At 39.4% G+C, this 21,413-nt stretch carries 19 protein-coding genes and 1 other RNA gene; 3 read left to right on the forward strand and 17 right to left on the reverse strand.

Annotated features, from left to right (window positions below):
• Positions 1-46 precede the first annotated feature (46 nt).
• The 3 genes from RGT18_RS09270 to RGT18_RS09280 all read right to left on the reverse strand — a co-directional run bounded on the left by RGT18_RS09270 (position 47) and on the right by RGT18_RS09280 (position 2,337).
• Entirely contained in the window at positions 47-1,321 is a 1,275-nt protein-coding gene (locus RGT18_RS09270; RefSeq protein WP_338174683.1) for an IS110 family RNA-guided transposase, read from the reverse strand.
• Between the two features lie 330 nt (positions 1,322-1,651).
• Positions 1,652-1,990, reverse strand: an RNA gene (gene rnpB / locus RGT18_RS09275) — RNase P RNA component class B.
• 14 nt (positions 1,991-2,004) lie between these two features.
• The gene (locus tag RGT18_RS09280) at positions 2,005-2,337 is read right to left on the reverse strand and encodes a DivIVA domain-containing protein (protein WP_006526167.1); all 333 of its coding nucleotides are present in this window, start codon (positions 2,335-2,337) and stop codon (positions 2,005-2,007) included.
• A gap of 108 nt (positions 2,338-2,445) precedes the next feature.
• Between RGT18_RS09280 and recU the strand changes: the two genes are divergently transcribed.
• Together recU and RGT18_RS09290 are read left to right on the forward strand one after the other, a co-directional pair.
• A complete protein-coding gene (gene recU, locus RGT18_RS09285; RefSeq protein WP_028078852.1) occupies positions 2,446-3,036 on the forward strand; it encodes a Holliday junction resolvase RecU in 591 nt (196 codons plus the stop codon).
• Positions 3,026-5,698, forward strand: coding sequence for a transglycosylase domain-containing protein (locus RGT18_RS09290; RefSeq protein ID WP_028078851.1), 2,673 nt, complete (start codon positions 3,026-3,028; stop codon positions 5,696-5,698). Before recU ends, RGT18_RS09290 begins: the two co-directional genes overlap by 11 nt.
• Positions 5,699-5,945: 247 nt before the next feature.
• On the opposite strand, the gene RGT18_RS09295 is transcribed toward RGT18_RS09290, so the two are convergent.
• Positions 5,946-7,247 carry an IS30 family transposase gene (locus RGT18_RS09295; RefSeq protein WP_338175422.1) on the reverse strand — a complete coding sequence of 434 codons (1,302 nt, stop codon included), beginning with the start codon at positions 7,245-7,247 and terminating at the stop codon, positions 5,946-5,948.
• A gap of 234 nt (positions 7,248-7,481) precedes the next feature.
• On the opposite strand from RGT18_RS09295, the gene RGT18_RS09300 reads away from it, so the two are divergent.
• Positions 7,482-7,643 carry a hypothetical protein gene (locus RGT18_RS09300; RefSeq protein WP_006526170.1) on the forward strand — a complete coding sequence of 54 codons (162 nt, stop codon included), beginning with the start codon at positions 7,482-7,484 and terminating at the stop codon, positions 7,641-7,643.
• A gap of 82 nt (positions 7,644-7,725) precedes the next feature.
• On the opposite strand, the gene RGT18_RS09305 is transcribed toward RGT18_RS09300, so the two are convergent.
• The 13 genes from RGT18_RS09305 to parE form a co-directional block, all read right to left on the reverse strand.
• A complete protein-coding gene (locus RGT18_RS09305; protein ID WP_211220304.1) occupies positions 7,726-8,508 on the reverse strand; it encodes a ZIP family metal transporter in 783 nt (260 codons plus the stop codon).
• Positions 8,509-8,584: 76 nt separating this feature from the next.
• Complete coding sequence (locus RGT18_RS09310) at positions 8,585-9,508, reverse strand: hypothetical protein (protein WP_028078242.1); 924 nt, start codon at positions 9,506-9,508, stop codon at positions 8,585-8,587.
• Between the two features lie 57 nt (positions 9,509-9,565).
• Positions 9,566-11,440 (reverse strand): flavocytochrome c, encoded by a 1,875-nt coding sequence (locus RGT18_RS09315; RefSeq protein ID WP_028078241.1) that lies wholly within the window; start codon positions 11,438-11,440, stop codon positions 9,566-9,568.
• Between the two features lie 140 nt (positions 11,441-11,580).
• Positions 11,581-12,486, reverse strand: coding sequence for a DegV family protein (locus RGT18_RS09320; RefSeq protein WP_211220303.1), 906 nt, complete (start codon positions 12,484-12,486; stop codon positions 11,581-11,583).
• A 33-nt stretch (positions 12,487-12,519) separates the two neighbouring features.
• Positions 12,520-13,173 (reverse strand): endonuclease III, encoded by a 654-nt coding sequence (nth, locus tag RGT18_RS09325; protein WP_028078239.1) that lies wholly within the window; start codon positions 13,171-13,173, stop codon positions 12,520-12,522.
• Positions 13,173-13,709, reverse strand: coding sequence for a DnaD domain-containing protein (locus tag RGT18_RS09330; RefSeq protein WP_028078238.1), 537 nt, complete (start codon positions 13,707-13,709; stop codon positions 13,173-13,175). The genes nth and RGT18_RS09330 overlap by 1 nt, the downstream gene beginning before the upstream one ends.
• Positions 13,710-13,721: 12 nt before the next feature.
• Entirely contained in the window at positions 13,722-14,414 is a 693-nt protein-coding gene (locus RGT18_RS09335) for a YjjG family noncanonical pyrimidine nucleotidase (protein ID WP_028078237.1), read from the reverse strand.
• A 57-nt stretch (positions 14,415-14,471) separates the two neighbouring features.
• Positions 14,472-14,804 carry a ribosome silencing factor gene (rsfS, locus tag RGT18_RS09340; protein ID WP_028078236.1) on the reverse strand — a complete coding sequence of 111 codons (333 nt, stop codon included), beginning with the start codon at positions 14,802-14,804 and terminating at the stop codon, positions 14,472-14,474.
• Positions 14,797-15,597, reverse strand: coding sequence for a bis(5'-nucleosyl)-tetraphosphatase (symmetrical) YqeK (gene yqeK / locus RGT18_RS09345; RefSeq protein WP_028078235.1), 801 nt, complete (start codon positions 15,595-15,597; stop codon positions 14,797-14,799). The genes rsfS and yqeK overlap by 8 nt, the downstream gene beginning before the upstream one ends.
• Entirely contained in the window at positions 15,594-15,884 is a 291-nt protein-coding gene (yhbY, locus tag RGT18_RS09350; RefSeq protein WP_028078234.1) for a ribosome assembly RNA-binding protein YhbY, read from the reverse strand. The genes yqeK and yhbY overlap by 4 nt, the downstream gene beginning before the upstream one ends.
• Entirely contained in the window at positions 15,881-16,930 is a 1,050-nt protein-coding gene (gene yqeH / locus RGT18_RS09355; protein ID WP_028078233.1) for a ribosome biogenesis GTPase YqeH, read from the reverse strand. The genes yhbY and yqeH overlap by 4 nt, the downstream gene beginning before the upstream one ends.
• Before the next feature lie 2 nt (positions 16,931-16,932).
• A complete protein-coding gene (parC, locus tag RGT18_RS09360; protein WP_051240997.1) occupies positions 16,933-19,440 on the reverse strand; it encodes a DNA topoisomerase IV subunit A in 2,508 nt (835 codons plus the stop codon).
• A complete protein-coding gene (parE, locus tag RGT18_RS09365; RefSeq protein ID WP_028078231.1) occupies positions 19,440-21,359 on the reverse strand; it encodes a DNA topoisomerase IV subunit B in 1,920 nt (639 codons plus the stop codon). Before parE ends, parC begins: the two co-directional genes overlap by 1 nt.
• Positions 21,360-21,413: the final 54 nt, after the last annotated feature.

The raw sequence follows: 21,413 nt of genomic DNA on the forward strand, positions 1-21,413 counted from the left end.
AGAGAAATTATATCTCCCATTTTGCTAGATTAGGTTTATACTGTTGCTAAGAATGATATAGAGTACCATTCTTACATAGGCTATAGATTATGACCAGTAATTTATGAGCACTAGCAGTATAGGCAGCTTTAGACGACAATGGGCATTGGGTCTGCTGTCTTTTCTTTTTGGTGAATTCATATAGTGGATCTTCTTTGCGCAATCGATAATTACATTGTGCACCAAGGTATAAAAGGCATCGCAAATGCTTATTGCCTTTCTTTGATATCTTGAAATGCAGTCCATCAATATCTCCGGATTGTTGTATCTTTGGATTCAAGCCTGCATATGCCACGATAGCCGCTCTGTTATCAAATCGGCTTACATCTCCAAGCTCTGCTATGATACGGGCTGCCAGATTCTCTCCGATTCCAACAATACTAACAACAGATGCAAAATAAGGACATGTTCGTGCTATCTCTATCATTTCCTTCAATAGTGAATCGCATTTTTTCTTCTGTTCCTGCACGTTCTCTATCAAGCTTGGCAATTTGACTACTTCTATATCATCGATATCACATCCTGAATAGCACTCCTTTGCCTTCTCGTAGATCTTATGTACGATTCTTTCTGTATATCCTTTTAAATGACCTGTACGATGCCCAACGGTCTTAACGATGGTATCCTCTCTATGGCCCAATAGTAAGGATGGATGAGGATATCTTTTTAATATCTCCATTGGGAGTGGATCATACAGATTTTGATTCCCTTTAAAGGTCTTATCAATCCTTGGATATATGATATCCAGCATGGATCTCAAACTCACTTTGCGTTTCCGAAGATGAACCAACTCACTTTCATATATACGGCTCAATTGATAGAGTCTTTTGTACTCTTGTGGTTGTGCTTGATATTGTCTTAGTTCCTTCTCACAATAGTACGCTTTTGCGATATGTGCACAGTCTAATGCGTCTGTCTTATTACTATGTAGGGAGGTCTTGCGATAGGTCGCAGATAATAATGGAGAAATGATGTAGTACCTTATCTTGTGGTCTTCAAGATATTTTTGTAGTGGTCGATGATAGACACCTGTAGCCTCAAAGATAACTGGTATATCTTCTCGTTCTGTCTTAGCTTCAAGGTCTTTGATAGTTTGCCCTAATTTCTGGAAACCATCGATCGTAGCTGAAAGCTGCTTTGGTTTTCGCATTGGATGTCCATTCTCTATGAAGGGCTGGTAGTGACAGGAACCCTTTGATACATCCACTGTAATGATTGGTCCTTCCATGATGGAATACTCCTTTCTTTCTGATATGCATAATGTCTTGGTAAACTTCCCCATCCCCACATCCGACTATTTTTCTGGCTTATATACGACATATCTAACTGTTTCCTGGATTGTCATCTTGATAAAGCAGCCTAAGAATATAGGAGGGAAGCAGAACGCTTTTTATTACGGACTCAATGATATCACTGGTCTAAAAGAAGGTACGTTCTCACTTTACCCAGACCAATTCCCATACATGCCTGTACGAGAAAGGCCAGAAACATTCTAGTGTCCCTGACCTCTATATCATATTCTTCTTCTGAAGTTTTTTCTCTATGATCAGGACTAGATTATTCCTGATTTCATAATAGAAAAGGAGGAAATTTATCCTCCATAAATGCGTACAATTGTAAGCCATGTTCTGTCCTGTTTCCAGGGGCAGCCATTTATCTGTGCTTTCACACCTGCATCACGCTTCAGTTCGCCTTCTGCAGTTCCTCTACCAAATTTGAGTTTCTCGCTTGCGGGGTTTATCTCGTTCCACCCGATAGGTTTCCCTATCGGCTACGTCACTGTGACACCTTAAGGGCTTAAACCATGACCGAAGTTTTAGGCTCTCGCTCCGCCGTTATCTTTCGATACCCGGTCTTATTAATTGGGCCGGCACAAACACTACCATCATCGCAGATGGTGCGAGCATGGACTTTCCTCTAACACCATAGGTGCCAGCGACTGCCTCATGTACGTATACCATTTTCTTATTCGTTATTGTTTGAGAATACTTGTCTTTCAAGACGGCTCAGACGTTTCAGAATATCAACATTAGAAGCACCTTGTGAGATTGGATCTAGGTCTTCTTGTGCCTTGATCTTACCTTCAACTTCGATAAGCTTTGCACGTAGTGATGCGTTTGTACGTTCCAACTCTTCAGCCTTCTTTGTCAAATCTGCAATCATATTTTCATATGTCTGATAGTCTTGAATAATTTCATCTAATAGATGGTCAACCTGATCAGGATTATATCCCTTAAAATCGATATCAAGCTCTTTATCAACAATTTTCTGCGGATCTAGATTTAATTTACCAGCCATAACTACCCTCCTATGAATGCTTATTCATTATCTCATTTCACTATCCTAAAAGCAATAAAACTTCCTTATTTATGTGAACATCTGTATAATATAAACGGGAATTTTTGTATGGTCAATTATCCAAATGGAAAGAAAAAAGCATATACATCAGAACCTACTTCTGCCGGTGGTAGAGGTATGGCACTTGAAAAGGATATTAACGTAACAAATATGTTTTATCTCAGTATAGATAAAGCGGTCATCCATAAGAAACCAACACCAGTTACGATAGTAAAAGTAGATTATCCAGCACGCAGTGCTGCTAAAATTACGGAAGCCTATTTTAAACTTCCTTCTACAACTGACTACAATGGCATCTATCGTGGAAAATACGTTGATTTCGAGGCCAAGGAATGTGCTTCGCATACCTCCTTCCCTTTAAAATCATTACATCCCCACCAAGTTCAGCATTTACAAAATGTAATCAACCATGGTGCAATTGCTTTTTTAATTGTAAAATGGACAGTGTTTGACGAAACCTATTATGTAAAGGCAGAGGATATGATTCGCTTCATAAAAGAAAGCAATCGTCATTCCATTCCGTATCAATGGTTTCAAGATACCGGGTATATGATTCCCAATACATATGTAACCCCGATTGATTATTTAAAGATTATCGATCAGTTATACTTCAACTTAGGAGGAAACAATGACAAATAAACAAACTAAAAAACCTGGCGTAAAGCGTAAGATACATGGGTTTAGAATTCTAACGTTATTTATGGCTATCATCGTTGGCTTTGAATTCGTTGGAGCTGCCGTTGGAGCTATCGCAATTAGTACACTCTTAAAAGGAACTCCACAGTTTAAGTTGGATGACTTTACAAACTTCCAATCCACAATTGTATTAGATGCAAATGGCACAAAGATTGCGGACGTTGGACAGACATTGCGTGAAAACGTTGTTTATAATCAGATCCCTGAAGCGATGGTCGATGCCTTCTTATCTATTGAAGACTCACGTTACTTTAGTCATAACGGATTCGATATCCCACGTTTTACGAAGTCCATTATTGAAACTGTCCTGCGCGGTTACATGCAAGGTGGTTCTACATTTACGATGCAGTTGGTTAAGTTAACTTACTTCGAAGACGATCAAGCAGGAACTTCTAAAACGAAGAACATCCAATATAAGGTACAGCAGATTGCTTTAGCGATGGAACTTGAAAAGAATTCCTCCAAAGAAGAAATCTTTACAATGTATCTAAATAAGATGAACTTCGGTGGTGTTGGTAATATCCGTGGTGTACAGAAAGCATCCTTACAATACTTTGGTAAGAATGTTTGGGAGCTAAATCTTGCAGAATGCGCACTGCTAGCAGGTGTTATTAACTCACCATATACATTTGACCCACATAACTACCTCGATAAAGCAACTGCTCGTCGTAATACCGTATTGGATATGATGCTTTACCACGGCTACATTACCCAAGAAGAATGTGACCTTGCGAAATCCATCAAAGTTGAAGACTTATTGATTGATGCAAAATCAACAATCAATACTGATTATACTTATCAGGCATATATTGATGCGGCACTCAAGGAGGCTCGTGAAGTGACTGGCCTTGATCCAATGAACGTTTCAATGGAAATCCATACAAACATGAACCCTACTGTACAAGCACAGCTTGAAAGTATTCAGGCTGGTACAGGTGGTATCGATTTCCCTGATGACTTATATGAATTAGGCTCTATCGTTATCAACAACCAAACAGGTGAAGTCGTTGGTATCATGGGTGGTAGAAACTGGGCAAGCGGAGGATCGATGTTATTGGATCACGCTACCGAACAGTTCAACCAACCAGGTTCCACAATCAAACCAGTACTCGATTACGCATTAGCGTTTGAAGATCTAGGCTGGGCAACTTCCCATACTGTTCTTGATAAGCCTGTTACGTATGGTAACTGGACATTCAATAACTTCGACAATACAAAATGGGGTGTTGTAGATTTATCTAAGGCTGTTGGTCTTTCCCTAAATACTGTCGCAATTAACACATTACAAGCTGTTATCGATAAATCAGGTGCACAGCGTGTCACAAACTACTTAACTTCTCTAGGACTTAGTCAGTTTAAACCAGAGTTATTTGACATTAGTTTCGCTATTGGTGGTGGTAATATGCGTGTATCTGCACAAGAACTCGCAGCTGCTACAGGTGTGCTCATAAATGGTGGTAACTATATCAAGCCTCATACAATCAACACAATCTTCTACCGTAACGGTCAGAAGGAACCCTATGTCGCTCCAACAACAGGAACGTCTGTTCTATCACCACAAGCTGCTTACCTCGCCTCTTACTTGATGCGCAACGCAGTTGAGCAAGACTGGGGTAACTACATGTATGCAATCCGTAAAGGTTATCCAGTATATGGTAAGACAGGTACAACCGACTGGGGTGATGCCGGTCTTGAGTATGGCATTCCAGTTGGTGCTGCTAAGGATGAGTGGATGGTTGGTCAAACAACAAAATTCACAATTGCGGTATGGTCTGGTTATGAAAAGGCCATCGCTGGTGCAGATACATACTTCTCAAGATGGAAGTTGAATATGAATATTCCTGGTGTCATTATCAGTAATGTTCTGGATACACTGGAAGGTATCTATGGTACACCTGGTGAACTTGCAATGCCTGAAGGTATTAGTAAGATTACACACATTAAAGGTCTATATCCATATGTCGCACCTGATGATACAATTCCATCTGATTATGTTTCTACTGGTCTTGTAAAGACAGAGTACGCAAAACTTGGTACATATACAAACCTTATTACTACTCCACAAAATCTAGCTTCCTTTACAGCATCCTATGATGAGAATAACGATACTGTAAGCTTTGCTTGGACACCATATCCTGACCCAGCGAAACTCGTTGAAGAAAGTCACGATGATAAGACCTTCGATATCTCATGGATTACTGGTCCAATCACGTACAAGGCACGTATCGTACAGAATAGTGCTGTAGTCGCAACAATCAACTACACAGGTGATAAGTTATCGAAAGTCATCGATGGTCTACAGCCTGATACAGATACACAGGTATGTGGTTACTATGGATACGAAAAGAATGATACAGTCGCTTCTAACGAAGTCTGCGTAAGCTTCCGTACTCCAGAAGCAAAAGTCACCGTACCAAATTACAGTGACCCTCGCCAATACGTTGAATGGGGTAACGCAAATGGTATCACAATCAACCGTGCTGTCGGAGATACAATCGCATCCATGAGTGGTAGGGTACAAGATGTATGTGATAGTAATGGTAATAGCGTTATCGGCAAAAAAGTTAAGAAAGGCTCTACTGTTACAGTCTACATTTACTTCTAAAAGTCTTCTTCGGAAGACTTTTTCTGCTCAATTTTCAACGAAAGTTCCTTTTCAACGAAAGTTCCCCATTTTTAGGGCTAAAGAGAAGAAACATTTTACTGTAATAGTGTACTTATAAGATATTTTGTGATATTGAATATGTATAGACAGGCGATTTGGGCATACGAAAGCTCGGCTTTCAATGATGGTTTAAATTTTTTCTCATCGAAAGTTCCTTTTTGTAGGTTAGGGATATGTGCCAAATCGGCTAGTGGATGATAGGTGTAAGCTTAACTTGTTTGATGTTGAGGTGAGTCAACTTGTTAAGACTTAACACCTTTTTGTTTAGTGATAGAGCGGCGATATCGATAGGTGAATTGTAGTTTAAGGATCTACGAGGATAATTGTTTACCATGTCAGACACATAGTTGATGTCCTTCTGGGTCAATGCATTCATACTCTTTCCCTTTGGAACACATTCTCTAAAGTGTTCATGGTTCTTCTCACATTTACCTTTCTGATCACTTCTTCCGGCCTTGCAGTAGTAGATGGATATTAGTTTTTCTCCTGTATATGCATCGGTCTCTAGACTTAGAGGATCGTGGAACTCAGAGCCATTGTCAGTAAGAATGATTGGAAAGGTCATAGAAAATAGTTCAGGTCCCAGTACATCCTTGATGATTTCGAATGCACGCTGGACAGCCAACATGCTTTTTTCCTTTAACAGAAAATATAACTGTAGATTCGATCTTGTATGCAGGAGTGAAAGGACACATTTCTCTTCATCGCCTTGCTTGCCGAGTATTGTATCCATTTGCCATATATTGATGGAAACATCTTCATTCTCGATACGTTCGAGATAGTCTTCATATCTTCTGCCTTCAAGCCAATCATAGTTGATTGGTATCACGACATGTTTGCTGGAAGAGCGTGTTTTATATTTGACCTGACGCTTGAGGTCTACATTGATGATGGTGCCCATATGACGAAAATGAATATAACGATATGCGGTAGATACTGATATGTCCAACTGATTGTTGTGTATGATGATGTCTGGTGAAAGGTTCTGTTTGACGCCTTTCTCAAAGGCATCGACAATCATCTTCATTTGTGCTTCTGATTTCTTTGGTCCTTCCTTCCAACTACTGACATTGTCATCCCTCTGTTTTTGGGCAACATCGGCCATATAGAATACCTTTGGCAACTTGCAGGTTTTGGCATCTGGGCAATTGTTGCAGACATAGGGGAAACGAGATGTATGTTTGCATATTGGTGAAGAGATGAAATCGGAACATAGATCATTGCAGTTATCATGTTTACAGAACTTACAACGACCTTGTAGACAGTGAGTACATAACCTTGTGCGATTACATTGATTTTGTCTACCACACTTATTATGAGTATTGGCACGGACGACAATTCTAAGATGGTGTGTTATCTCATAGCGAATGGCCTTGGGACTCCTGTTAAGAGTAAGGGCAATCATCTTGAGCGTGATGTTAGGATCAGACAACAGATTTTGAATAATGAGTCGTTCGTCAAAAGAAAGCTGTTTGTATGTGCTAGTCATAAAATATTCCTCCTTTTCTCCACTTTCCTGGCACATATCCCTTGTGCCATTATCATAAAAGGGAACTTTCACTAAGAAAATAGTGCAAAGAGGAACTTTTAAAAATAATTGAGGAAGACTTTTTCTATGCATTCTATTTGCAAAATATTTTCTTGTGCCCTATAATCTTTTCAAGATAAGGAAGTTGTAATAATACATTTCATTTATCCTAGTAAGAAAAGGAGGTTTTTCATATTGAACTATAGAATTGAATACACAGCTATCAGCAACGGTAGTACAGTCATTGAATACGCAGATGCCAGCAGACAAGCTGAACTAGTACGTGAAGCTGAATCCGGTACAATCAATATTATTAACGAGTACCGCTATGAATCTTATGCAGAAGTTTCTGCATAATTAACCCAAACAAACACTCTAACAAAGAGAAAAATATAAAAAGCGATTCTTCATCACTTCAGTATGAAGAATCGTTTTCATTTTATCCAAGTGCTACATCTAAAATCATCATTGTCACAAAGCCTAACGAGAATAACACTGTTCCAATGTTTGTGTGTTTTCCTTCTGACATTTCAGGAATCAACTCTTCCACAACGACGTACATCATCGCACCTGCCGCAAAGCTCAAGAAGTATGGAAGTAGTGGTACGACCTGTGTCGCAAATAAGATGGTGATGATAGAACCAATTGGTTCTACTAAACCAGATAATACTCCATATACAAAGGTTTTCCACTTTGGTATCCCCTCTGCTCTAAGTGGCATAGACACAATTGCACCTTCAGGAAAGTTTTGGATTGCAATACCAAGTGCTAAGGCAAGTGCACCAAAGTATGTAATGGAACTATTCCCATTTAACCAACCTGCATAGACAACACCGACTGCCATTCCTTCTGGAATATTATGTAGTGTTATCGCAAGAATCAACTTCATAGAACGTGATAGACGATTCTCTTTTGGACCTTCTTCAGTATTATCCAAATGCATATGTGGTGTTACTTCATCTAAAAATAACAAGAAACCTACACCCACCAAAAAGCCTATAGCTGCAGGAATAAAGGACAGCTTTCCAAGTGAAGAAGATTGTTCTAAGGCAGGAACTAATAAACTCCAAAACGATGCGGCTACCATGACACCCGCCGCAAATCCAGTTAATCCCTTCTGTAGTTTCTCACTCATCTTATCTTTTAAGACAAATACCATTGCGGCACCCAAAGATGTGCCGATAAATGGTATTAATATACCGATTGTTGTACGCAATAACATATAATTCTTCTTTCCCTCAAATTACATGGGATTATAACACCAATCAATATTCCTCGTTATTCATTTGCCCAATTGCTCAATTGATTGTTTCTAGATAACTATGTCCTCGATAGATAAACTTACGACAATTTTGATCGATGTTTTCAAATAAAGTTATAGGTAATTCTGTCGATGATAATCCTGTATTTTCCAAACAACGAGCATAGATTCCTTCATAGTCTAAGCCATAGGAAAGATCATTCCATATTTCATGAAGAAGTTTGTCAACTTCCTCTTCCTTTAAATCCGTTAATTCTAATATTGTTTTCAATCGTTGTATGCCTTCTTGTTGGATATCATAGTCATATTCAAACAACATCTTTATTTCTTCTACCGTAGGAAGATAGTAGTCAAAGCGTTTTTGAGACTCGCGATATTCCTTCAACATGGTGGAATTTGGAAGTGAGCGCCAATAAACTTGGTTCTCCTTTATTGTAATCTGCACCTCTCCTACTGGAAGCTGTTGTAGAAGAGTTTGGATATCAGCATCTTCCACAAAGCAATCCTTTAATAAGAGTAACTTTTTGAACTGTTCAATTGAACACTCTCCCCAATAGTGTGTCAATACCTGTTGGCACTGTAATAACCACACCTTCTGCAAACGCTGTTGTTGAAAAGATAGATCTTTTTCACAACGTGAAAAGATTTCTTTTACCTCCTCTACGACAAAGAGTTCATCTCCTTCAAATGCGATCAAATCATAATCCAATAAGCGCTCTAAATGCAGATTATCTTCTTCCCTAATTTCTTCATCTGAAAGTACCTGCATGAATACTCGATACGTCTCATCATCCAGTATAGAAAGCCGATTTTCGATATGCTGATTCGAAAGAATGATTTCGGCCATCTTTTCATACAGCTCTTCGATTGCGATTTCTTTCGCAGCTCGAATTCCTAGATCTCTAGCGTAAAAATATAATGATTGTTCGTCGTACTGACGTAATACATCTTTTAGTTTCATATGTTCTCCAGTGTATGCAAAAAGGATACCTCATTGATATCCTTTATGTAAATGTGATTATTTAGCGTTGTCTGCTGCGCTTTGTCCAGAAATTCTACCGAATACTACAAAGTCAGCTACTGCATTACCACCTAAACGGTTAGCACCATGAACACCACCAGTTACTTCACCAGCAGCGTATAATCCAGAGATAGCTTCTCCCTTTTCGTTTAATACTTCTGCCTTAGGATTGATTACAATACCACCCATTGTATGGTGAACAGCTGGTGTAATCTTAATCGCATAGTATGGAGCTGTAACCAATGGATTTGCGAAGCTTGTACGACCAAATTCTGTGTCACTCTTAGTTTCTACTGCTTGGTTCCAAGTATTCATTGTGCTTGTGAATGTAGCTTCATCAACACCCATAGCCTTTGCGAGTTCTTCATATGTAGCACCTGTTACTGTGTAACCAGACTTGATATAACCTGCAATAACTGCTGACTTATCAACCATTGACTGGTCAACAACTAACCAAGCACTCTTTTCTGGCTGTGCGATGATTGCAGCAGATACCTTATCACGTGTAGAAACTTCATCGTAGAATCTCTTACCTTCAGCGTTAACTAAGATAGCGCCGTCTCCACGAAGACCTTCTGTGATTAAGTGTGCATTGCCATCTTCTTCAATATGTACTGTTGGATGAATCTGGATCTGATCCATATCCACTGTTGCAGCACCTGCTGCTGTAGCCATATCGATACCTTGACCCTGTGCACCTTCTGCATTTGTTGTCGCAAAGCCCTTTAATTCTGGCTTGTACTTTTCGACCATTTCAGCGTTCGCGCCAAATCCACCAGTTGCGATAACAACTGACTTCGCATTGATTGTCACCTTATGACCATCCTTACCTGTACCCTTAATACCAACTGCCTTACCATCCTTCATGATGATTTCGTTCGCTGTTGTATCAAATAAGAACTGAACGTTACGATCCTGTAAATTCTTTTCTAAAATAGGAACAATGTATGCACCAACAGCAGTTACCTTGCCATCAGCGTTTACTGGACGGTGAATTCTCTTAACAGATGCACCACCGAATGCGCCAACGTTCTTAACTTCAGCACCAATAGATGCTAACCACTCGATAGCGTCTGCAGAATTTTCCGCAAGAGCCTTAACGAGTTCTGGGTTGTTCTTACCCTTACCACCAATCATTGTATCTAATTCCATTAATTCAACAGAATCGAAATATCCCTGTGGATTTGCTTGATATGCATCCCATTGAGCCTTAACAGTAGCTACTAAAGCTGTGATTGTTGCGTTATCTGCGAACTTTTCTGCTGCTGTCTTTAATGTCTTTTCAACACCTGCAGATTCAGCGAACTCATTCTTATCTTGATATGGAGTCTTAGCGGCATTCATACCACCTGTTGAACGTACAGAGTTACCACCTGCGATTGGTTGACTTTCTACTACGATAACCTTCTTTCCTGCATCTGTTGCAGTAATGGCAGCTGTCATACCAGCTCCACCTGCACCAACAATTACAACATCTACTGTTTCTTCAATATCCTTTGCCTTTGTCGTGCTTGTATTCTTACTTACTAAGTCTGATGGCTCAAGTCCTGCTTGTTTCAAAGCTGCTGTAGCTGCTTCAATAATAGCCTTAGATGTCTGTGTAGCCCCTGATACACCATCAACATCTAAAGAGTTTGCAGACACGATCTGTTCAGGTAATGCATCAGCAGCCTTTGAACCAATACCTGCTGTTTCATGAGACGCATCAACTTCTACCTTCGTGATTGTCTTGTCCTTGATTGTTAAAGTAACTTTAACTGGATTTTCCTTGTCATGTCCATATGCTTCACCAGTGTATGTCTTAGCTGTTGAGCATCCTACAAGTGACAAAGCCATTGTTGCACTAGCTAATAATGCTGTTAACTTTTTCATTTTCCCTCCCTGTTATGAGTTATCCCTCATAAGCCATATTATCGTAACACTTTGGGTTTTATGATACAACCCATCACGATTGTCTAAATACAAAGTTTTATCACTAAAAATGATAGGTTTCCTTATTATCAAAATATGTATTATGCGTTTTTTTCAATCTCTGCACGATTTTTACCCCAGAAGAATAATGTAACTGTTCCAGGTCCTGTATGTGCACCAATAACTGGTCCGATATTGAAGATTGTAATCTTCCCTTTTGTATTTGGAAACTTCTCTTCAACTAACGCTTTTACCGCATCAGCGTCCTCTAAACAATTACTATGAGAGATAAATATTTTCCAATTATAGTCATACCCATTCTCAGCGTATTCTTCCATTTTTTCTACCATGGCACGAATCACTTTACGCTTGCCGTGAACTTTCTGGCGTACAACGAGTTTTCCTTCTGAATCCACCTGCATTAAAGGACAGATTCGCAACATACTGCCAATAGTTCCTGCAGTCTTTGAGATTCTTCCACCACGGATAAAGAAAGTTAAATCGCCTGAGAAAAACCATGCATGACATTCTAACTTGTGTGCTTCAATCCACTCATGAAGTGTATCAATATCCATGCCAGATTCCTGTAGTTCCTTCGCCCTTTCAACAAGTAGTCCAAAGCCAGAAGAAGCATTCTTAGAATCCACAACATAAATTTTGCGTTCCGGATATTTTTCGCGCATTACTTCCGCCGCCATGCGTGCAGAGTTATAGGTACCAGAGATTCCAGAAGATAATGTAAAGTGCAATAAGTCGTTTCCTTCTTGTAAGATACTCTCAAAAAATTCTTCATAACCAATCTGTTTCATCTGTGAAGTACGTGTCATTGCACCATCTACCATTGCCTGATAAAAGTTGCTTGCGGATACAGATTCAAATAGGTCATCTGTATAGGTTGTATCTGCTAGTTCATATTCAAAACATAAATATGGAATATTTCTTTCTTCAAAATATTTTTTATTTAAATCAGCTGGTGAACAAGTTGATATAACGTATGGTTTCATCATGTATGGTCCTCCTTTTAAAATAGAAATTTAAGGTCATTTTGTTTTAGGTGGTATTAAATTCTTTTGTTTTTCATGACATCCATTCACGAATGGACAACGATAACATTCTGGATTACGTGCATGGCAGAGATAACGACCAAAGAATATCATCTGATGATGGGTTTTGATCCAACAATCACGTGGAATTTTCCGCATCAGTTTACGTTCAATCTTTTCAACATCATCCTTCTGATAACAAAGACCAAGCCTTCTCGAAATCCTTGCAACGTGTGTGTCCACTGCAATACTTGGAATGTTGAAACATTCAGCCATAATGACATTAGCACACTTTCTACCAATACCCGGTAGAGTCGTTAACTCCTCCATCGTATGTGGCACTTCGCCATGAAACTGCTCTACAACACCTTGCGCAAACCCAACAATTTGTTTTGCCTTATTACGATATAACCCTAAGGATGCGATATACTTTTCAATATCTTTGGTTGGTGCTTTGGCTAAGTCATATGGAGATGGATAAGCCTTAAATAACGCAGGTGTCACGCGATTGACGGATACGTCTGTTGTCTGTGCAGAAAGGATTACCGCAACAGATAATTCATAGGGATTACGATGCGTTAATTCACAATGTGCGTTTGGATGTAATTTCTGTAGATATTCCAGAATAAATGGTACTGATAAACGCTCCATTATTTCTTCTCCAATCCTACAGAATCCGCAGTAATCTTCTTCTGTTTCCAATCAGATAAAATCTTTTCGATATAGCCTAGGTTTAAATGTTGGTAAGCACTGGCTTCACGTAGTGCCGCAATAATCAAACGTTTATCTGTCACCTTATTCCAATCACTAATTTTCTGCATTTCATTTTGGCTTAAAGTTCTACCGAATTCTGTCTCAAAAGTATCAATTAATGAACGATCTAGGATATTTTCAACTCTTGCGACATCCGTTTCAAAGAGTCCTGATAAGTCAAAGACAACTGCTCTTGCAGAAGCTTTGATGCTTAAATACTTCTTCGCACAGAGTGCGGATATCACACGGTTTAATTCCTCTTCTTGTATTCCAGTTTTTTCTTTAAGCGCATCCATTGTGATTTCGATATGATTTTGATTCATAAAATCAATGAGTAAAACAATGACTAACTCTGCACTATCCATGCCAAGCAAGCCCATTTGATCGAGTATCCAATCTCGATGATTTACATATTTTTGTTCATACCACTTCATATGTTTACTCCCTTATAACTGTTTTAATAATTCTTGGAATGCAAGATGAGATGTGACTGTACACTCTGGTTTAATGTCACTATGATTTTCTTCGTTGCTAGGATGATACCAGCAGGTATGAATCCCTGCACGAATCCCACCTGCAATATCACTGGTCAAAGAATCCCCGATGATAATTACTTCATCACGGTTTTGTAGTTCAATTCGATCGAACACATGATTGAAGAATTCAATCTGTGGTTTTTCATATCCAATTTCATCAGAGATAAAGATATCATCAAAGAATTCTTCAATCTTTGCCTTGGAAATCTTTTTATGTTGTAGCTGTTTTACACCGTTGGTTACGATGTATTGTTTATACTTTAGGTGTAGTTTCTTCACTGTTTCATATGCCTCAGGCATAAAGACGATTGTATCTAATAATCCATTTAAATATGCTTGATTGAATTCTTTTGCACGGGCATTTTCAATACCAATCTTACGAAAGAATTCTACAAAACGTTCTACGAGTAGTTTCTCTTTTGTGATTTCCCCCTTTTCTAGTTTACGCCAGTAGACATCATTGATTCCTTCATACATGTGTAAAAGTTCATCTGTGATTCCACCATAGCCAAACTTTTTAAATGTATTTTTCAATGAGTTTTCTGCGCTACTATGGAAATCTAATATCGTACCATCGATATCCCATAGAATCGTCTTAATCATATTGGTTTACCACCTTTCGTTTGAAAAGAAGATGTTATGAAAACATCTTCATATTTGTTACAGTGTTTCTTGTGGTTGGTCAGCCCATAAAGCCTCTAAGCGATATGTATTTCTAGCATCCTCTGTAAAGATATGTACAACCACTTCATTCATATCAATTAATACCCAAGTTGATTCCCTTTCACCTTCACGAAGACGTACATCAAAGCCATTCTTCGTTACTTCTTTTTCAACAAATTCCACAAGTGAATTTGCGTGTCTAGGATTATTTGCGGTACAGATGACATAATAGTCTGTATATGCATTGACATTGCGGATATCGATTGTAACGATATTCTCTGCCAATTTCTCCTCTAATGTATGACGTACTAAATTTAGTAATTCAGACATGTTTCCCCTCCTTTTCAAGTATATATCTTTTCGCATCTGTAAGGACATACTCTGCACCTTGCTTGAGATTTCTCTCTGCGATCTTTGTATGCATGGTCACATCATAGTGACGGCCTGGCTCAATCTTATCCGCAATGTACAAGATATGATCATACGCACTCTTACCATCCCCAAGGGTATGGTGTTCGATTGCTTGTAAGATTTTCTTGTTAAAACAGCACAGATTCTGTTTTAACCAGATGACTGCCGTATAACTATGCCATATTGCAGAATCGAATTTTAATATTGCAGGTCTAAAATGTGATAGAAGTTGATATCCTTCTTCATCACTCATCTTCTTTGTAACATCATGTAATAAACCCATTTGATATGCGAGTTGTTCATCCAGATGATGAATTTTTGCAAGTTTCAATGCAGTATGCCCAACGCGAGCAGAATGCGCTGCACGGTTAGGATTACACTGTGCTTTCGTCACTTCTTCAAAGTAGTAACCATTATCTAGAAGTATCTTACGTACTCCTTTTGCACTTAAGTAAAAATATCCTTTTCGCACTTCAGCTTCTGTTTCTGGTTGAAGTGCGATACATGTATCATCCTGTTTGATGTCTACGACATGAAGATAGCGGTATGGTTTACATGCACGCATGCATAACTTATTGCGCCTATCATAGCTTAGAATACCATCACCAACAACCGCTAGAAAAATCTGCTTCCCTGTTTGTTTATGATAGTTTTTTAACTGTTGTAATTCATCATCTGTAATTGGATCAAAGGGTGCTGTATATACGATCATGGTAAAACGATTTTTGGGTCCTTTGCCTTCTTATAGAGGACGATTTGTCTTCCGATGACTTGTACAAGTTCAGACTTTGTATGCATGCTTAAATCGAACGCTAGTTCCTTAAGGTCTTTAGTGACTGTTTTCAATACTGAAATCTTGATTAACTCTCTTGTACGTAAGCCGTTGTTTACAGTTTCTACTAGGTTATCGCTTAAGCCGTCCTTGCCAATCTGAAAGATTGCTCGTTCTGTTTGTGCAAGTCCTCTTAAATACGCTCTTTGTTTTGTTGTTAAACTCATAACATTGCCTTTCTGAATGTCACACTGACACTCTTTGGTACATGTACTATAATTGTACTGACCTCTCCACTCACACATGCCCATCCTAGTCCATCAATGACGACGTCTACCTTAGGCATGTCCTTGCGGATTGTATATTTCTTCATCTCTGCTTCAATGGCAGTTGGCACAAATAATGTTCCTACATGCGTGTTCCACTTTTCATCTGCGTAGTTACCATTGGTACGATGAACTTTAAGACGATCACTCAAATACCACACACAGCTTGCATGATTACAACCAGATAAATCAAGACGTGCAAGACCTCCTACAAAGAAGCTTTGCTCGCCGCGTAATTGGAACACCTGTGGTTTAATATTCTTGCTCGGCATGATTGTCTTTAGATCTGCTTCACTGACTTCCATTAACATACTATTCCCGATTTCAATACCTGGTGTATCGATATATATGTGGCCATCAATTTCTAATTCGTTGAAATCGAGGGTTGTGCCAGGATATCTGGATGCAGTAAGAACCCGTGTAGACATCAAGTTATTGATTAAAGTACTCTTGCCAGAATTGGCTTTTCCCATTACAACGATTTGTCTACCATTTGTGAGTTCGTCAACGCATTTTTTGATTTCTTCGACACCCATCTTCTCCTCTTTGGACGCAAGAATGAGTCGTTCTATACGAATACCCAAATCTTTAAGTCGTCCAAAGACAAAGTGTGCAATCTTCTCTTCTCCACAAGATGCAGGTAATAAGTCTCTCTTGGTCGCAATCATTACGATATCTTTATCGGCAAGCTTGCGGTTAATACCGTTGATGATTCCTGCCTCAAAATCATAGAGATCAATTACCCAAAGAATTAGCGCATCCATCTTTGCGATACGGTCAATGACTGTATCTGGATTGATACCTGTCTTCATAGAGATTGTTAAATCATCATAGTGAATCAAACGGAAACATCTTTGACAATATTCTGCGTCTGCTTTTGGACTATAACCAATCGCTTTTGAATCAGTTGTTTGTAATACTGCACCGCAACCTTTACATACTGTCATGATTAGCCTTCCTTCTCGTCAAATAGACTCAAACGTTCTACATCTTCATGTACTTCGTTATCTGCGTCTTTCGGTATATCAATAATACGACATTCATCAATACCGCGGTATAAATCCCATCCATCCTTGAGGACGAGCGGTGATCCAAATCCACTTTCACGTGGTTTGAGTGGCACTTCAGAGGCACGTAATACTTGTCTTTCAGGATCCTTAAAGATTAGCTCTTCCCCTGCACTAACTGCCTTGGCAAGCGTTACAATGCTTGGATTTGTCTTAAGACGTTTACAGATAAGATTGCCCTTCATCGGTCGATTACCAAAGACAATTTCTTCGGTATGGATACGCTTCATCTGTCCGACATTTGTCATATAGAGTACAGCTGGATCTTCTGCATTCATCACACAACCCCAAGCAAGTTTATCTCCCTTACCAAGGTTCATTGCCTTAACGCCCTTGGACTTTACACCTGTGGCTGGAATATCTTCAATCGCAAAGCGATAGGAATAGCCATCTTTACTTACCATCAAAATTTGTTGATTCCTATAAGCGATAAAAGCATGAATCATCTCTGCATCCTTACTCAGATTCATCGCAGTCATAACTTTATTGTTGCGCTCTACTTGCCAGTTATTGACTGGAGTCTTCTTGATTTGACCAGCAGAACTTACTGTCACAATCCATGCATACGTATCAAAGCTCTTGATGAGAATTGCATTCTTAATCTTATCTTCACCATCGATACGCACAACTTTATTTAAGTGCATTCCAACATCCTTCCATTTACCTTCATCAATTTGCCAAACTGGAATAGATGCGTAATTACCTTTGGATGTAAACAATAATAATGTATCGAGTGTATCACACTCTGTTGTGCCAATCAGTACATCGCCATCTTTGATGGATGTCTCTTGGTCACCGACTGCGTTATAGCTACGCATGGATACTCGCTTGAGATAACCATCCCGGCTGACTGTTACCACAACACGTTCATTAGCAATCATCGCTGTCTTATCATAGTTGATTTCCTCAACTTCAGCTTCAATACGTGTGCGGCGTTCTTGACCATACTCTTTCTTCACATTCCGTAATTCTTTGATAATCACGGAATGCAATACATTTTCATTTTCAATGATTGCCTTTGTCTCTTCAATCTGATTGACAAGTTCCGCAAACTCTTCACGTAGTGTAATGATATCTGTATTGGATAAACGATATAGACGTAAGGAAACGATTGCTTCAGACTGTGGCTCATCAAAACCAAATTCATTCATCAGGTTACGCTTCGCATCCCCTTTGTCTTGAGAAGCACGAATAATACGAATCACTTCATCTAAGATTGAAACAGCCTTCATCAAGCCTTCGATGATATGACAACGTGCTTCCATCTTATCTAACTCATAGCGTGAACGACGTAATACTACTTCCTTACGGAATGCAATAAACGCATCCAATAATCCAAGTAAGCCAACCTGTACAGGACGCTTATCAATGATTGCGACATTATTGTAGTTATAGTAGACCTGTAGGTCTGTATTCTTGTAGAAATAATTCAGAATCATATTGGCGTCGATATCCTTACGAACATCCACAACAATACGTAGACCTTCACGGTCAGATTCATCACGTACATCTAAGATACCATCGATATCTTTGGATACACGAATTTCATCCATCTTCTTTACAAGTTGTCCTTTGACAACTTCATAAGGAATTTCTGTGATAATGATTTGTTGGCAAGATTTCTCCTCGTGAATTTCACACTTAGAGCGCACAACGATTCTACCCTTACCCGTTGTAAAGGCATCACGGATACCTGCTTCACCCTGTACGATACCGCCGGTTGGAAAGTCTGGACCAGTTAAAATATCCATCACGTCTGTCAAAGCACTCTCTGGATTTTGAATACGATAGATTGTCGCATCCACCACTTCATTTAAGTTATGTGGTGGCATGTTAGTCGCGTAACCTGCCGCAATACCTGTTGCACCATTGACTAACATTACAGGGAATGGTACTGGAAGTACCGTTGGCTCATGTTCTGTATCGTCAAAGTTTGGTGCCATTTCAACGGTGTTCTTATCCAAGTCTTCTTCCATGACTTGCGTAACCTTTGCAAGTCTAGCTTCGGTATAACGCATCGCAGCTGCTGGGTCATCATCAATAGAACCATTATTACCGTGCATATCAATCAGTGGTAAACGCACCTTCCAGTCTTGGGACATACGTACCATCGCATCGTATACAGAAGTATCACCATGTGGATGATAGTTACCGATAACAAGGCCGACTGTCTTGGCAGACTTACGGTATGCATGGTCCCATGTATTTCCATCATGGTACATCGCATATAAAATTCTACGCTGTACTGGCTTTAAACCATCACGCGCATCTGGTAATGCACGCTCTTGAATAATGTATTTGGCATATCTACCAAAGCCAGCTCCCATAATATCTTCGAGTAGCTCTGGTCTATATTTTGTATTGTCAACGATTGTCTTCTTCTTAACCATTAGCCCTCCAAGTTAAATGTATCTTCTAAAGTAAATGAAACGTTATCTTCAATCCACTTACGACGTAATTCTGCTTTATCTCCCATGAGTACAGTTACACGACGTTCTGCCTTTACACCATCCCTGATACCTACTTTGATCAGTGTACGTTGGGATGGGTCCATCGTTGTCTCCCATAATTGGGTAGCGTTCATTTCACCTAAACCCTTATAGCGTTGAATTTCCACTTTACCAAGTTTACGACGTAAAGCATCAAGTTCTTGATCGCTATAAACATATTCTGTCGTCTTACCCTTCGTCACTTTATAAAGTGGAGGTAAGGCGATATATATCATTCCCTGCTCTAAAAGTGGACGCATATAACGATAGAAGAATGTTAATAACAGAATCTGAATATGAGATCCATCGTCGTCGGCATCGGTCATGATGATGACTTTGCCATAATTAGATTCCTTGTAGTCAAAATCAGGACCTACACCTGCACCTAATGTATAAATGAGTGTATTTAACTCTTCATTCTTTTCAATATCTGAAAGTGTACATTTCTCAGTATTTAATACCTTACCACGTAGTGGCAAGATTGCCTGATAATGAGAATCTCTACCTTGCTTTGCGGAACCTCCGGCAGAATCACCCTCGACCAAGAATAATTCTTTCACACGAGCATCCTTTGTCTGTGCAGGTGCTAGCTTACCAGATAGTACCTTTTCACCCTTACCAACACGCTTTCCTTTACGGATTTCATCTCTTGCCTTACGAGCAGCGATACGCGCAAGGGATGCCTTCAGCATCTTACGTACTAATGTATCAGATTGATTTCGATTCTCTTCTAACCAGAAAGACAACTTTTCAGAGACAACTGCTTCTACTGCCGTCTTGGCTTGTGGAGTTCCAAGCTTACTCTTTGTCTGTCCTTCAAACTGTAATAATCCTTCAGGGACAGATACGGAAAGAATCGTTGTAAGACCCTCACGTACGTCTCCTCCTTCAAGATTTTTATCCTTCGCCTTTAATAGACCATATTTTCTTGCATAGTCATTGATTGCCTTTGTAAAAGCACCCTTAAAACCAGCTTCGTGCGTACCACCATCACCTGTGCGAACAAGGTTAACGAAACTGTAAGTATTCTCTTGATAATCGTCAGTGTATTGGAAAGCAGCTTCCACTTGGATACCACTAGCTTCTCCACTAAACTTCACAGGGTTCATTAAGACATTGCGATCTTCATGTAAGTATCCTAGAAAGGCTGTTAATCCATCTTCGTATAGATATGTTTCGGTTTCATTTTTCTTATTGCGCTTATCGCTAACGACCATCGCAATTCCACTTAATAAGAAGGCTTCTTCACGTGCTCTTTCACACACAACATCATACTTGTACTCGGTTGTAGAGAAGATACGTGGATCCGGTTTAAAACGTACAGTAGAACCGGTACGATTGGTTTTGCCTAAATGTTCTAATTTACCAATCTTCTTACCACCATCCGCAAATTCCATACGGACGAGTTCACCATCATGTGCAACCTCTACGGTCAGCCATTCACTTAATGCATTTACGACAGATGCACCTACACCATGTAAACCACCCGCTGTCTTATAACCACCTTCACTAGAGAACTTACCACCAGCGTGGAGCACAGTAAAAATAACCTGTAATGTATTCACACCGCTGGCATGTTGACCGATAGGCATACCACGACCTTCATCCTGAACTGTGACACTACCATCTGCCTCTAAAGTGATTTGGATTTTCTTACCATAACCGTTTAACGCTTCATCGATGGAATTATCAACGATTTCCCAAATCAGGTGGTGTAATCCTCTCGTATCAGTAGAGCCGATATACATGCCAGGACGCTTTCTGACTGCCTCTAAACCTTCTAAAATTTGTATACTGTTATCATCATATCTATTCGCCATGCAAAAACTCCTAATAACCTATGTATTATATCATAATTAGGCCACTTTAATATC

This window comes from Solobacterium moorei (assembly GCF_036323475.1).
GTDB classification, from domain to species: domain Bacteria; phylum Bacillota_I; class Bacilli_A; order Erysipelotrichales; family Erysipelotrichaceae; genus Bulleidia; species Bulleidia moorei.